General features: G+C 69.5%; 9 protein-coding genes. 6 read left to right on the forward strand and 3 right to left on the reverse strand.

Translation table 11 applies throughout. From position 1 onward, the window contains the following. Positions 1–82: 82 nt before the first annotated feature. The 5 genes from MYMAC_RS16760 (at position 83) to cglE (ending at position 8653) form a co-directional block, all read left to right on the forward strand. A complete protein-coding gene (locus MYMAC_RS16760) occupies positions 83–3694 on the forward strand; it encodes a tetratricopeptide repeat protein (protein WP_170114740.1) in 3612 nt (1203 codons plus the stop codon). Next, positions 3691–5190 (forward strand): tetratricopeptide repeat protein, encoded by a 1500-nt coding sequence (locus MYMAC_RS16765; protein ID WP_095958798.1) that lies wholly within the window; start codon positions 3691–3693, stop codon positions 5188–5190. Before MYMAC_RS16760 ends, MYMAC_RS16765 begins: the two co-directional genes overlap by 4 nt. Positions 5191–5512: 322 nt before the next feature. Further along, on the forward strand, positions 5513–5797 hold the full coding sequence (locus tag MYMAC_RS16770; protein ID WP_148281357.1) for a hypothetical protein: 285 nt from the start codon (positions 5513–5515) through the stop codon (positions 5795–5797). 55 nt (positions 5798–5852) lie between these two features. Continuing rightward, positions 5853–7895 (forward strand): TonB family protein, encoded by a 2043-nt coding sequence (locus MYMAC_RS16775; protein ID WP_095958799.1) that lies wholly within the window; start codon positions 5853–5855, stop codon positions 7893–7895. A gap of 155 nt (positions 7896–8050) precedes the next feature. Beyond that, on the forward strand, positions 8051–8653 hold the full coding sequence (cglE, locus tag MYMAC_RS16780) for an adventurous gliding motility protein CglE (RefSeq protein ID WP_095958800.1): 603 nt from the start codon (positions 8051–8053) through the stop codon (positions 8651–8653). Between the two features lie 88 nt (positions 8654–8741). Here the strand turns inward: cglE and typA are convergent, their stop codons facing one another. From typA to MYMAC_RS16795, 3 genes are all read right to left on the reverse strand, one after another. After that, the gene (typA, locus tag MYMAC_RS16785) at positions 8742–10589 is read right to left on the reverse strand and encodes a translational GTPase TypA (protein ID WP_095958801.1); all 1848 of its coding nucleotides are present in this window, start codon (positions 10587–10589) and stop codon (positions 8742–8744) included. Between the two features lie 213 nt (positions 10590–10802). Beyond that, positions 10803–11744 (reverse strand): alpha/beta fold hydrolase, encoded by a 942-nt coding sequence (locus MYMAC_RS16790; protein WP_095958802.1) that lies wholly within the window; start codon positions 11742–11744, stop codon positions 10803–10805. Next, positions 11741–13327 (reverse strand): sigma 54-interacting transcriptional regulator, encoded by a 1587-nt coding sequence (locus MYMAC_RS16795; protein ID WP_095958803.1) that lies wholly within the window; start codon positions 13325–13327, stop codon positions 11741–11743. The genes MYMAC_RS16790 and MYMAC_RS16795 overlap by 4 nt, the downstream gene beginning before the upstream one ends. A gap of 116 nt (positions 13328–13443) precedes the next feature. Between MYMAC_RS16795 and MYMAC_RS16800 the strand changes: the two genes are divergently transcribed. Then, positions 13444–14448 carry a cation diffusion facilitator family transporter gene (locus MYMAC_RS16800; RefSeq protein ID WP_043711127.1) on the forward strand — a complete coding sequence of 335 codons (1005 nt, stop codon included), beginning with the start codon at positions 13444–13446 and terminating at the stop codon, positions 14446–14448. Positions 14449–14479 lie beyond the last annotated feature (31 nt).

Consider the following 14479-nt stretch of genomic DNA (forward strand, 5'->3'; position numbering starts at 1 on the left):
GTGCGCATCTACTTTCCGTCGTCCCTCGTCAGTGGGTGCTGGATTGCCCGCATGCCGGGTCGGCTTCACGGCAGGAGCTCGCATGAAGGTGGTTCTTCGTTTCGGTGCGCTGGCGGTGGGCGCGGTGCTCATCACTGGCGGGGTGGGAGAGGCGGCGGAAACGCAGGCCCGTAAGGGGGGGAAGAAGCCCGCCGCGGCGTCCGCGTCGAAGACCTCGGGGGCGTCCGGCAACAAGGCGGGCGGGAAGAAGAAGGCCCAGGCGGCCCGCAAGGCCGAGGAGAAGGCACCGCCCCCGGGCGTGGCCCCCGAGGACGTGCGCCAGGGCCCCGCGCGCGTCCGGCCCGCCACGGCGAAGTTCGCGGAGCTGCCGCGCATCCCCGACGCGAAGCGGGACGCGCTGGCGGACAAGAAGCGCGACGAGGCCATCGAGGCCTTCAAGCGCCTCATCCCCAAGCTGCGCGACGGCAACCCGCAGAAGGCGGAGATGCTCTACCGCCTGTCGGAGCTCTACTGGGAGAAGTCCAAGTACCTCTACCAGCTCGAGATGACGCGCTTCCTCGCGGAGGAGAAGGAGTACGACGCGGCCGTGGCGCGCGGCGAGAAGGTGGCGGCGCCCAAGCAGGACCACACGGGCAGCGAGCGCTACCGCGCCGAGACGATGGGCCTCTACGAGGACATCCTCCGCGCGTACCCGGACTATCCGCAGCGCGACGAGGTCCTCTTCTCCATGGGCTACAACTACTACGAGCTGGGGCGCCGCGAGGACGCGGTGGCCCGCTACGAGGAGTTGATCCGCGACTTCCCCCAGTCGCAGTTCGTGCCGGACGCGTACATCCAGCTCGGCAACCACTACTTCGAGAACAACAAGCTCATCCCCGCCAAGCAGAACTACGAGAAGGCGCGGGACTCGGGCGTGCCCAAGATCTACGCCTACGCCGTCTACAAGCTGTCCTGGTGTGACTACAACACCGGCGACTACGAGCCGGGCCTCCAGAAGCTCCACGAGGTGGTGGACTACGCGGCGAAGAGCCCGGAGCTGGGTGACCTGCGCACCGAGGCGCTCAACGACCTGCCCGTCTTCTACGTCCAGTTGGACCAGCCGAAGCAGGCCATCGCCTACTTCAAGCAGAAGGCCCCGGCGCAGCGCGTGGGCCGGCTGCTGGCCAAGACGGCCGCGGGCCTGGTGGAGGCGGGCCACTTCGACAGCGCCATCCTCACCTACCGCACGCTCGTGGACGACGACCCCATGGGCGCCAACGCGCCGGAGTACCAGCAGGCCATCGTCCGCGCGCACGAAGGGCTCCGCCAGCGCCAGGTGGTCCGCAAGGAGATGAAGCGGATGGTGGACCTCTACAGCCCCGGTGGCGCGTGGTGGAAGGCCAACGAGGGGAAGACCACCGTCCTGCGCAACGCCTTCAACGTCACCGAAGAGGCGATGCGCGTCATGGTCACCGAGTACCACCAGGAGGCGCAGAAGACGCGCCAGGTGGAGACGTACCGGCTGGCGCGAGACATCTACAGGCAGTATGTGAATGCGTTCGCCTCCAACGCGAACCCGGACTTCGTGGCGGACTCCGCCTTCAACCTCCGCTTCTTCTACGCGGAGATCCTCTGGGCGCTGGAGGAGTGGGAGGCGGCCGCGGCCGAGTACGACGCCGTGGTGGCCTTCAAGATTCCGGACCGCGACACGGCGCGCGAGGTCTCCAACGAGTCCTACCGCAAGAGCGCCGCGTACAACGCCATCCTCGCCTACGACAAGCTGGTGAAGATCGAGCGCGGCCAGCTCGCCAGGAGCGACCTGCGCGACGGCCAGAAGGTCGACGAGAAGAAGGACAAGGGCGACGTCGCCAGGCAGAAGATCGTCAAGCGCGACGCCAAGGACCGCCAGGAGGAGCCGCTCACGAAGTTCGAGGACCGGCTGGTCGCCGCGTGCGACGTCTACGTGAAGCTGTATCCGGACACGCAGGATGAAATCGACCTGCGCTACCAGGCCGCCGTCATCCTCTACGACCGCAGCCACTTCGTGGACGCGGCCCGGCGCTTCGGCGAAATCATCGAGAAGTTCCCCGAGGAGCGCCGCTCCCGCGACGCGGCCGACCTCACCATGTACGTGCTGGAGAGCCGCGAGGAGTGGCTGGAGCTGAACACGCTGTCGAGGAAGTTCCTGGCGAACAAGAAGCTGGCCAGGCCGGGGACGGACTTCGCCGTGCGCGTCAGCCGCGTCGTCGAAGGCAGCCAGTACAAGTGGGTGGACGAGATCATCTACAAGAAGGAGAAGAACCCGAAGAAGGCCGCCGAGGAGTTCCTCCGCTTCGTGTCCGAGTTCCCCAAGTCGGAGAACGCGGACCGCGCGCTCACCTACGCGATGGTCATCGCGCAGGAGGCGGGGGAGATCGACAAGGGCCTGGCCGCGGGCGAGCGCTTCCTCAAGGAGTACCCGCGCAGCCCCTTCGAGCTGAAGGCGCGCTACTCGCTGGCCGGCCTCTACGAGAAGGTCGCCGAGTACCGGAAGGCCGCTGTCATGGCGGAGTCCTTCGTGGCCAGCTACGACGCCGCGCTGAAGGCGGCCAACGCCGGCGGGAAGTCCAAGGCGGGCGCCAAGGCGAACGTCGCCCCGGGCGCCGAGGACGCGGAGTCCAAGCGTGAGCGGCTGGCCGCCGAGCGCAAGGCGCTGCTGGACGAGGCGGGCGGCTGGGTGGCGGACGCGCAGTTCAACGCGGGCGTCTGGTGGGAAGGCGCGGGGGAGCCGCAGAAGGCCGTGGCCGCCTACAACGCCTACGTGTCCCGCTTCAGGGACCGCAAGGACGTGCCGCAGGTGGCCTTCGCGGCGGCGCTCGCGTGGGAGAAGGAGAAGAAGTGGAGCGAGGCGGCCCGGGCCTTCGGCCACTTCGCGGAGACGTATGGCCGTGACTCGCGCTCCAGCTCCGCGCAGGTGTACCTGGCGCGCTACCACGAGCTGCTGGCGTACGAGCAGCTCAAGAACACGCGCGAGCAGGAGCGCGTGCAGGCCGAGCTGGTGCGGGCGTGGAACCGCCTGCCGGAGAGCGCGCGCAAGGACGCGGCGGTGCTCAACGCCTACGGCCACGCGCGCTTCCTGTCGCTGGAGCCCGCGTGGAAGCGCTACACGGGCATCCGCTTCTCGCGGGTGAGCACCATCCGCCGGGACCTGGCGGCGAAGCAGAAGGAGATTCAACGGCTGGAGAAGGCGTACCTCGCGGTGCTGTCCACCGGCTCCGGTGACTGGGGCATCGCGGCGCTCACGCGCATCGGCCTGGCCTACGCGGACTTCGCGCGCAACATCATGGACTCGCCGGACCCGTCCGGGCTCGACGAGGAGCAGCTCGCCATGTACCGCGGCGAGCTGGAGAACCTGGCGCTGCCGCTGGAGGACAAGGCCGCCGAGGCCCTGGAGAAGGCGCTGGAGAAGGCCTACGAGCTGGGCGTCTACAGCCCGTGGACGCTGACGGCGCAGGACCAGGTGAACCGCCTGCGCCCCGGGGCCTACGCGCAGGTGCGGCAGGTGGACTACCGCGGCAGTGACACGCTCGTCCGGTCGGACCTGGTGCGCGTGCTGGAGGGCGCCACCGCGACCACGCCGGCGCCGGCCTCCGCGCCGGAGGACCCGCGGGCGCCGAAGTCCTCGGAAGGCGAGGCGCAGGCCCCCACGGCCGCGCGCGGGGAGGTGCTGCGATGAAGGGGAAGACGCAGATGAACTGGTTCCGTTCGCTCCTCGTCGGCTCGCTGGCCTTCACGGCGGCGTGCGCGTCGGGGCCTCAGAAGAAGCAGACCGCCATGCCGGAGGCGACGCCGCCCGCGGCGCGGCAGCCCGCGCCGGAGCAGCAGCCGGCGCCGTCTCCGGAGAAGACGGACGGCGACGCGGAGGCCGCCTTCGCGGCGGCGCTCCAGGCCTACGAGGCGGGCGACCTGGACGGCGCGCGCAAGGGCTTCGAGGCGGTGGTGGACGTGCTGCCGCAGAGCCTCAACGCGCAGTTCAACCTGGGCGTCATCGCCGAGCGCCAGGGCCAGCCTGACGACGCGCGCGTGGCCTATGAGAAGGTGCTGCTGTTGGATCCGGCGCACGTGCCCGCGGTGGTCAACCTGGGCGTCATGTACCGGGAGCAGGGACGGCTGGATGAAGCCATCGCGCTGTTCGAGCGGGCGCTGAAGACGCCCGGCCGCGAATACGACGCGTCGCTGCTCAACAGCCTGTCCATCACCTACCGCGTCGCCGGGAAGCTGGACGCGTCCGAGGACGCGGCCCGCCGCGTGCTGGTGCGCAACAAGGACAACCCGGGCGCGTACAAGAACCTGGCGCACGTGGCCTACGCGCGGGAGAAGTACCGGCTGGCGGAGCTGCTGGCCGGCACCGCGCGCAAGCACGCGGAGAACGACCCGGCGCTCCACAACCTGCTGGGCATGGTCTACCTGAAGCTGGAGGACCGCCCCCGCGCGCTGGTGAACTTCCAGAAGGCCGTGGCCCTGGATGCGAAGTTCGCTCCGGGCTACCTCAACCTGGGCGCGCTGGCCCTGGCCTACCGTGACTACGCGGGCGCCGAGCGCTCCTTCGGCAAGGCCGTGGAGCTGGAGCCGGGCTCGCCGGACGCGGCGCTGTACCTGGCCTGGGCGCTGGACGGACAGAAGGGGCGCGATCCGAAGAAGGGCCTGGCCGCGGGTGAGGCCTTCGAGAAGGTGCTCGCCACGCGCGCGGACCTCCCCGAGGCCGTGTGCGGCGCGGGCTGGGCCTACGCGTCGGACCGCGCGGGCTGGGAGAAGGCCATCGCGTTCCTCGACCGCTGCAAGGGGCTCGAGACGACGACGGACACCGACAAGCAGATGATCACGGCCAAGGTGCAGGGCCTGCAGAGCATGCTCAAGGCCGCGCCGCCCGAGGCCGCGCCCGCCACCGCGGAGGGTGAAGGCGAGGGCGCTCCGGCGGATGAGGCCATTGGCGGCGGTGGCGCGCAGCCCGCGCAGGGCTCCGAGGGCGCGCAGCCCGAAGCGGGCGCGGAAGGAGACGCCACGGGCGGCGCGGGTTCGCAGCCTGGGCAGGGCGCGGCTGATGCGACGGAGGGCGATGCCTCGGACGGCGTGGGCACCCAGCCCGCGCAGGGCTCGGGCACTGCTCCCAGTGGGGAAGGAACGCCCGCGGGCAACGGCGTTCAGTCTGCTCCCGGCGCCACGGGCCGGTGAGGCGGGCGCCGCGCTCCTCGGGCGTGTCGTCGTTCAATTCAGGCGCGGGAACCGTCGGCGTTGCCACTCATTGAAGTGGCAACGCCGTTTTCGCGACACGGGTGGGGGCGGGCCCTCCGACACGCATGGCGCCCGTCAGCCTGGTGGGCGGGGCCAGGTTGGACAGACACCCGAGGCCTCACCCTGGCGGACAGGCTGGAGTTCTGACGAAGCGGGACGGAACTTTTTTCCCCTCTCCAGGCTGCAACACCCGGTTGGGCAGGCAGGCTCCTCTGGATTCAAGGACTTGAAGTTGGATCGCGCTGTGCAAGGGAGGTTGAGCATGAGGCGACTGGTATCAGCGGTGGTGGTGCTGGGCCTGTGGGCGGCACCCTCGGTGGCAGTGGCGCAGGAGTCACGCGACACGGTGAAGATCATCCAGGAGGAGGACCGCACCGTCTTCCGGAAGAAGACGGTCATCGACTTCACGGACGTCGCGGTGGAGGGCGAGCTCACGAAGCCGGAGGGCTCGTACGTGCTCCACCGGAAGAAGACGGACTTCCAGAGCCTCATCAAGGTCCGGGACAACTTCGATCCAGAGTTGCAGAAGTCAGTCGACAACCTCTAGCGGCAGCGGGCGGCGGCAGTCGTTCTCAGGGCGGAAGGGAAGAGGGAAAATCCTCATGGCGGCGGCGAAGAACAACGGCTTGACGCTTCGGATCACCGGGCCGGATGGCTCCACGGCGGAAGCCGTGTCGGAGGCCGAGAGCGTCATTGTGGGGTCGGGCGCTCAGGCAGCGGTGAAGATTCAGGACCCGAAGGTCTCGAATCTCCATGTGATGCTGAAGGTGGACAAGGATGGCTCCGTCACGGCCATCGACCTTGGGAGTGAAGGCGGCACGGAGGTGCGGGGACAGCGGCTCGTCCTCCCCACGGCGCTCAACCCCGGGGATGTGTTGACGGTGGGCGGCAGCCGGGTGGAGGTCCTCTTCGGGGCGGGCCAGCCCCAGCGGCCGCTCCCCGCGGGCGCGCGCGTGGCGGGCCCGGTGTTCCAGGGGCCGGTGGCCACGCCACCGCCGCCGCCGCGTGGCCTGCAGGCGCAGACGCGCGCGGAGCCGCCGAACCTGGTGCCCGCGCCGCCGCCGCCCATGCGGCAGGTGTCCACGGCGCTGGGCAACCGCGTGGAGCGGGTGGCGTCACCCGGCGCGATCCCCGTCGAGCCGCCCCCGCGGCAGGCGCCTCCGGGCCTCCAGCCCCGGTCGACGCCCTCCTCGGCGCGGACGCCCACGCAGAACACGGCGAACACGGCCACGGCGCGGCGGACGGTGGCGCCCCACCTCCAGGAGCCGCTGCCTCCCGAGGCCATGCCCACGCCCGAGGCGCGCGTCCTCCAGGTCGCGCTGCTGTGGGGCGACACCATGCTGGAGGTCCAGCACTTCAAGGACGGCGTGCCCGTCACCATCGGCGAGGCGAAGAAGAACTTCTTCAACGTCTTCACGCCGTCGGTGGGCAAGCGCCACGTGCTGGCCGTCAGCAAGAAGGACGCGCTGGAGGTCCGCGCGCCGGCGGGCTCGCGCGCCTTCGTCACCAACCGGGGCCACGTGCGCACCAAGGACGCGCTGCGGGCCGCGGGCGCGCTCTCCGGCCAGGTCGGTGAGGACGCCGAGCAGCGCTTCACCCTGGGCCTGCATGACCGGGTGGAGGTGTCGCTGGGCACGGTGTCCTTCGTCGCGCGCTACGTGAAGCCGTCTCCGGTCATCACCGCCGCGTCGCTGAAGGACTCCGACTTCACGTTCTTCAAGATCACCAGCATCTGCATGCTGGCGGGCCTGGCGGTGGTGCTGGCCATGGTGCTGACGCCGCGCCAGGAGCTGCCGCAGAGCGCCGACATCTTCGAGTCCCAGCAGCGGGTGGCCAAGCTCCTCATCACCCCGCAGAAGAAGCTGGAGGCGAAGAAGCTCCAGCTCTCCGCGCCGGAGGAGGGCGCCAAGGCGAAGGACGAGGAGGGCAAGTTCGGCAAGGAGGAGGCGAAGCAGAAGGAGGCGGCGCCCTCCAAGCCCGGCACGCCGGTGGTGGACAAGAGCAAGAAGGAGAAGGACCGTCAGGCGGTGGGCAAGGCCGGCCTGCTGGGCGCCTTCAAGGGCATGAAGGGTGGGGCGTCGGACGTGTTCGGCCCCGGCGGCTTCGGCACCGGCATCAACGACGCGCTGGGCGGCCTCAAGGGCGGCGCGGCCATGGGTGACGCGCAGGGCGTGGGGGGCCTGGGCTCGCGTGGCACCGGCAAGGGCGGCGGCGGCACGGCGCTGGGCATCGGTGGCCTCGGGACGCAGGGCACTGGCCGTGGCACGGGCGGGTCGGGCGGCATCGACCTGGGCGGCCGTGGCAAGTCCATCACCAAGGTCATCCCCGGCAAGACGACGGTGGTGGGCGGCCTGGACAAGGACGTCATCGCCAAGGTCATCCGGCGGCACCAGGGGGAGATCAAGTACTGCTACGAGTCGGAGCTGAACAAGGACCCGAGCCTCGCCGGCAAGGTGGCGGTGGCCTTCGTCATCGACCCGACGGGCGCGGTGTCCGACGCGAGTGTCTCCGAGACGACGCTGAACAACGCCGCGGCGGAGCGCTGCATGCTGTCCCGAATCCGCCGCTGGAAGTTCCCGGAGCCCAAGGGCGGCGGCGTGGTGTCCGTGACGTATCCCTGGCTCTTCTCGCCCGCGGGCGGGTGAGCGGCGGTAGCGGGCCCTGAAGCACCCGGAGTGGCGTGGACGCAACGGTCCACGCCACTTTCGTTTTTCCCCCCACTGCCGGTTCCGCGGGGGCGTCATTAACGTCTGCGCCGCTCCCGCGTTGAGCCGGGAGGGCACGTCTGTCGGGAGGACCTGTGAAGAAGTCTCAGCTCATTGCCGCGCTCGCGCTGCTGTCGTCTCCGGTCCTCGCGGCCACACCGCCGGAAGGGGTGGCGTTCGAACCGCGCCGGGGCTTCTTCACCGAGACGGACATCGGCGTGTTCTTCACCGTGGGCGGGGAGAACGTCTACTCCAACGCGCAGACGTACCTGCAGCTCGGCGTGGGGTACGACCTCACGGAGACGCTGTCGCTGGGGGCGCACTTCGGGCTCGGCTCGTCCGCGCAGAACTGCTTCGCGGGCTACCTGCCGGGCACGGAGACGTGCGCGCTCTCCGACAACTTCACCATGGCCTTCTTCAACGCGTCCGTGGCCTACCACGTGCGCGTCATGGACCGGCTCTTCCTCACGCCCAAGGTGGTGGCGGGCTACACGCGCCTGGACCCGGCGCCCGTGAACCCCGGCGAGGGCGACCCGGGACGCGCCGTCAGCGCGCCCAACGCGGGCCTGGGCTTCGGCGTGGAGTACGCCACCGGCATGGACCACTTCTCCGTCGGCGCGGACCTGCTGGCCCGCTACATCATCGGGCCCAACATCACGTCCTTCGCCGTGTTCCCGAAGGTGAAGTACACCTTCTGAAGCCCGCATACACGAAGGGCCCGCCCCCGACAGCGTGGGAGCGGGCCCGGGTGCGGCGGGGCGCGTCGAAGCGCCCGCCCGGCAGTGGCTACTCGCCCTCGGCCGCGCGCTCCTCGCGCTTGCGGTCACGCTCGGCGCGGTAGCGCTCGCCCACCGCCAGCGCCTTCTTGCGCATGCGGATGGACTTGGGCGTCACCTCGACCAGCTCGTCATCGGCGATCCACTCCAGCGCCTTCTCCAGGCCCATCTCACGCGGCGGCGTGAGGATGACGTTCTCGTCGCGGCCCGAGGCGCGGATGTTGGTGAGCTTCTTCTCGCGGCAGCAGTTCACGTTCAGCTCGGACGCGTGCGAGTGCTCGCCGATGATCATTCCCTCGTACACCGTGGTGCCAGCGCCGATGAAGAGCTGGCCGCGCTCCTGGATGCTGAAGAGCGCGTAGGGCACGGTGTCGCCCAGGCGGTCGGAGACGATGGCGCCGTTCTGCCGCTTGGGGATGTAGCCGAACCACGGCTCGTAGCCGTCGAACTGGCTGCTCATGATGCCCTCGCCACGGGTGATGGTGAGGAACTCCGAGCGGAACCCGATGAGGCCGCGCGCCGGGATGCGGAACTGGAGCCGGGTGCGGCCCGAGCCCAGGCTGGCCATGTCCGTCATGCGGCCCTTGCGGGGCCCCAGGCGCTCCGTCACCGCGCCCACGCTGTTCTCCGGCACGTCGCAGAAGAGCAGCTCCATGGGCTCGTGGACCTGGCCGTCCACCTCCTTGGTGATCGGCTCCGGGTTGGAGGCGGTCAGCTCATAGCCCTCGCGGCGCATGTTCTCGATGATGACGGCCAGGGCGAGCTCGCCGCGGCCCACCACGCGGAACGCGTCGGGCGTCTCGGTGTCCTCCACGCGCACGGCCACGTTGCGGTAGGCCTCGCGGTAGAGGCGCTCACGCAGGTTGCGGGAGGTGACGAACTTGCCTTCCTTGCCCGCCAGCGGCCCGTCGTTGACCTTGAAGATCATCATCATCGTGGGCTCGTCCACGGTGATGCGCGGCAGCGGCACCGGCTTCTCCGCGTCGGAGATGGTGTCGCCGATGGAGATCTCCTCGATGCCGGCGATGGAGACGATTTCACCCGGACCCGCGTCCGGAATCTCCACGCGCTTCAGGCCGGAGAAGCCGTACAGCTTGACGATCTTCCCCTGCTGCACCTTCCCGCCCTCGCGGCAGACGGCCACGGGCATGTTGGCGGTGATGCGGCCGGCCTGCACGCGGCCCACGGCCAGACGGCCGACGTAGTCGTCGTAGTCCAGGTTGGCGACGAGGAGCTGCAGCGACGTCTCGTCCGACTTCGGCGGCGGCGGGATGTGGTTGATGATGGCGTCGTACAGGGGCTCCAGCGTCTTGCCGGGCACGTCCAGGTCCGTGGACGCCTGACCCTGGCGGGCGATGGTGTAGAGGACGGGCATCTCCAACTGCTTATCGTCCGCGCCCAGGTCGATGTAGAGCGAGTACACCAGGTCCAGCACGTCCTTCGCGCGGGCGTCCTGGCGGTCGATCTTGTTGATGACCAGCACCGTCTTCAGGCCCATGGCCAGGGCCTTGCTCAGCACGAAGCGCGTCTGGGGCAGGGGACCTTCGGCGGCGTCCACCAGCAGGATGACGCCATCGACGAGGCGCAGACCGCGCTCCACCTCACCACCGAAGTCGGCGTGACCCGGGGTGTCGATGATGTTGATCTGCATGCCCTTGTAATTGACCGCGGTGTTCTTCGCGAGAATGGTGATGCCCTTCTCGCGCTCGAGGTCATTCGAGTCCATCACCCGTTCGGCGACGTGCTCGTTGGTACGGAAGGTGCCCGCCTGGCGGAGGAGGTGATCGACGAGCGTGGTCTTGCCATGGTCGACGTGGGCGACGATGGCGACGTTACGGATGTTTTCGCGAGGAATCATACGAACCGAACTGTGATGGAAGGTGGGGATCGCCCGAGGAGGCCGGGGCTTCCGAACCCCACCGGAACCCGGAAGGCGGGCGCTTATATGCCGCGAGTGCGTCCCCTGCAATGCAGCCGGAAGTCCAGCGTCCAGGCAGGCCGGTTTTCACACCCGCGTCACCCTTGAACATCGCCGGGGCGCCGGCGCGTCCCGGGTGACACCCACCCCCGCTCAAAGGGCGGGAGGGGTGCGCTCCGAGGGGGGCGTTTCAGAGGGGGCGGCGACGGTACGGACGTTCAGTCGCTCGCGGAGGAAGCGCTCGACCCGGGCCTCCACCAGCCCGGGCGCTTCGAGTGGGGCGGTGTGGGTGCCGTCGGGGATGAGCTCCAGCTCGGCGCCGGGGATGCGGTCCGCCATCTCCTCGGAGATCCAACCCGGGGTGAACTTGTCCTTGTCTCCGGCCACCACCAGGGTGGGCACGTCCACATGGGGGAGGTGGTCCCCGGCGCTGTGCTCCGCCATGGAGTCCAGGGTGCGCACGAAGACGACCGGGTCCATGCGGGCCAGGTGGTCGAAGTAGGGCGCCAGGTCGTTGCGGGCGATGCGCTCGCGGTTCATCTCCAGGGTGATGGCGAGCTGCACGGCCAGCTCGGTGCGCAGCACCGTGTGGATGAGGCGGGCGGAGGGCCCGGGGTAGCGCTCCACCACGCGGCGGATGAGGGGGAAGGCGCGCTTGAGGGCGGTGGAGTCGTGGAAGGTGTCCAGCGGGTTGCCGTAGCTGCCGCACATGAGGACCAGCCCGCACACGCGGTGGGCGTAGCGGCGGTGGAACTCCAGCGCCACCTGGACGCCCATGGAGTGGCCGAAGAGGACCACGCGCTCCATCCCCACCGCGTCCAGCATCCGCCGCAGGTCGTCGCAGGTGTACAGCATGCCGATGCGCGAGCGGTCCTCGGGGACGGTGGAGCGGCCATGGCCCCGGTAGTGCCAGCGCAGCACGCGGTGGTTTCGCACCAGGTAGGGCGCCAGGTACTTCCAGGCGAAGCCGTCACAGCCCAGGCCGTCACAGAAGACCATGCCTGGCAGGCCATCCCCCTGGACCTGGTAGTACAGCTCCGCGCCGTCCGGCACGCGGAGGCGGTCCTGGTGGAAGTACCGCGCGCTGGGGCTCATGCGTCGCCCATCTCCGCCTCGTCGTCGGGCAGGCCCTTGTCCAGGCCGTAGCGGGAGATCTTCAGGATGAGGTTGGAGCGGCTGATACCCAGCTCCCGCGCCAGCCGGCTCTTGTTGTAGCGCGTGCGCAGCAGGCCCTGCTGGATCATCTCCCGCTCCAGGGCCTCCACGGCCTCGTGCAGCTTGCCGTGGGCGCGCGGGGAGATGAAGGGCCCGCCGCCGGGCAACACCGCGTCCCGGATGCGGCTGGAGAGGAGCTCGGCGGGAATGAACTCCAGCTCGCCCCCGAGGACGAGGAGCCGCTCGATTTCGTTCTCCAGCTCGCGGATGTTCCCCGGCCACGCGTAGGCGCCCAGGATGGCCAGGGCCTCCGGATCCAACCCCCGGGCGCGCTGGCCCTCGCGGTGGTGCTTGCGCAGGAAGTGGTCGATGAGGACCGGCATGTCGTCGCGGCGCTCGCGCAGGGGCGGCAACTGCACGCGGATGACGTTGATGCGGTAGTACAGGTCCTCGCGGAACTCGCCCCGCTTCACCAGCTCCCCCAGGTCCTTGTGGGTGGCGGCGATGACGCGGACGTTGACCTCCTTGAGCTGGGTGCCGCCCACGGGCAGGAAGGTGCCCTCCTGCAGCACGCGCAGGAGCTTCACCTGGAGCGCGGCGGACATGTCGCCCACCTCGTCCAGGAAGAAGGTGCCGCCGTCGGCGACCTCGAAGAGGCCCTTCTTGTCGCGCAGCGCGCCGGTGAAGGCGCCGCGGGTGTGGCCGAAGAGGGCGCTCTCCAGCAGGTTGTCGTTGAAGGCGGAGCAGTTCTGCACCACGAAGGGCTGCTGCGCGCGCGGGCCGTTGACGTGGATGGCGCGGGCCACCAGCTCCTTGCCGGTGCCGGACTCGCCGTTGATGAGGACGGTGGAGTCGGAGTTGGCCACCTTCTCCATCAGCCGGAACACCTCCATCATGGGGCCGGAGCGCCCGATGATCTTCTCGAAGCGGAAGCGGTCGTTCAGCTCGCGTGACAGCGCGGGCGCGCCGTCCTCCTGGCGCGACGCCGCCTCCGCCTCGTGGCTGGCGATCTCCTTCGCCACGCACTCCAGCAGGTCGCCCAGCTTGCTCAGCTCGCCCCCGTCCAGCACGGGCACCTGCTCGGTGAGCCCGTCCAGGTCCGTGTGCGGCGGGGCGAACTGGCGCACCTTCGACTTGAGGACCTCCGCCTCGCGCGCGTCAAGGGGCTGGCGGGCGAAGCCCTCGACGAAGAGGAAGCCCTCGTACTCGTTGGCGATGTAGAGTGGCGCTCCCACGATGGTGAAGTTGAGGTGGCAGTCGTGAATGAGCGAGCGGCGCACCTTCTTGTTGGCCTTGAACTTCTCGTTCAGCACGCGGACGGATTGACCGCAGCGCCGCATGCCCTCCTTGGAGGTCAAGGCGGCGCGGCACAGCGCGTTCGGCGGCGGGGTGACGTCCCCGCGCTGCCACGCGTGCACCACCCCGTGGCGGTCCGCGAAGGCGAGCTCCACCTGCCACCACTTGCGGATGACATCCCTGAGCATGATGATGGTGTGCAGGTTCAGATGCTTCCCGTAGTCCATCCCCACCTCCGTCGCGTCTCCCCACGCACCGGAGCAGGGGACGCCGGGCCTGGCACCTGCCAGATTCCCGGCCTCTCATACCTCATGAATGGGCATTATCCGCACCCCTCTCTCCCGTGACTACCTCCCCTTACACCCGCGGTGAATCCGGGCATGGCCACGCGCATGACCACGGCGACGGCCACCATCATCATCATGGCCACGGGCATGGGCACGGGCATTCGCACGGTCCCCGGAGGGGCGGACTGGCGGAGGAGCGGAAGAAGGACAAGCACCGGCTCATCTTCGCCCTGGTGCTGACGTCCACCATCGCGCTGGCGGAGGCCGTGGGCGGCTGGCTGACGAACTCGCTGGCCCTGCTGTCCGACGCGGGGCACATGCTGACGGACGTGTCCGCGATGGCGCTGAGCCTGGTGGCCCTGTGGTTCGCGGGCAAGCCGGCGGACGTGAAGAAGACGTACGGCTACTACCGGATGGAGATCCTCAGCGCGCTGCTCAACGGCGTGCTGCTGATGGGCATCACCGGCTTCATCCTCTATGAGGCGTGGGAGCGGGTGCGCTCGCCGGCCCAGGTGGACGTCGGGCCCATGGCCATCGTGGCGTCGGTGGGCCTGTTGGCCAACCTGGGCGCGCTGGGATTCCTCCACCGCTCCCACTCCATGAACGTGCGCGGGGCCTTCCTGCACGTGCTGGGGGACACGCTGTCGTCGGTGGGCGTGCTCGTGGGCGCGGGCATCATGGCCTACACGGGCTGGTACGTCGTGGACCCCATCATCTCGGTGGTCATCTCCCTCGTCATCGTCATTGGCGCGGTGCGGCTGGTGCGTGACGCGGTGGACGTGCTGATGGAGGCCGTGCCGGCGCACGTGGACCTGGCGCAGATCAAGGAGCTGATGCTGCGCGCGGAGGGCGTCACCGCGGTGCATGACCTGCACGTGTGGACCATCTCCAGCGGCGTGTACGCCCTGTCCGCGCACCTGGTGGTGCAGGACCCCATGGTCTGCAACAACGACGCGATCCTCTCCGCGGTGAAGCACGACCTGTTCGACCGCTTCGGAATCGACCACACCACGATTCAAATCGAGAGCGAGACCTACGCCCACCTGGGCGAGGTCCACTGACGCGCCCCGGCCTGGCTGGCCTACCGGCCCT

Origin of the sequence: Corallococcus macrosporus DSM 14697, assembly GCF_002305895.1 — a bacterium.
In the GTDB taxonomy this organism is placed as follows: Bacteria; Myxococcota; Myxococcia; order Myxococcales; family Myxococcaceae; genus Myxococcus; species Myxococcus macrosporus.

Excerpts from the sequence above, each read along its gene's own strand:
- MYMAC_RS16760 (WP_170114740.1), top strand. The coding sequence starts at position 83 with ATGAAGGTGGTTCTTCGTTTCGGTGCGCTGGCGGTGGGCGCGGTGCTC.
- MYMAC_RS16765 (WP_095958798.1), top strand. The coding sequence starts at position 3,691 with ATGAAGGGGAAGACGCAGATGAACTGGTTCCGTTCGCTCCTCGTCGGC.
- MYMAC_RS16770 (WP_148281357.1), top strand. The coding sequence starts at position 5,513 with ATGAGGCGACTGGTATCAGCGGTGGTGGTGCTGGGCCTGTGGGCGGCA.
- MYMAC_RS16775 (WP_095958799.1), top strand. The coding sequence starts at position 5,853 with ATGGCGGCGGCGAAGAACAACGGCTTGACGCTTCGGATCACCGGGCCG.
- typA (WP_095958801.1), bottom strand. The coding sequence starts at position 10,589 with ATGATTCCTCGCGAAAACATCCGTAACGTCGCCATCGTCGCCCACGTC.
- MYMAC_RS16790 (WP_095958802.1), bottom strand. The coding sequence starts at position 11,744 with ATGAGCCCCAGCGCGCGGTACTTCCACCAGGACCGCCTCCGCGTGCCG.
- MYMAC_RS16795 (WP_095958803.1), bottom strand. The coding sequence starts at position 13,327 with ATGGACTACGGGAAGCATCTGAACCTGCACACCATCATCATGCTCAGG.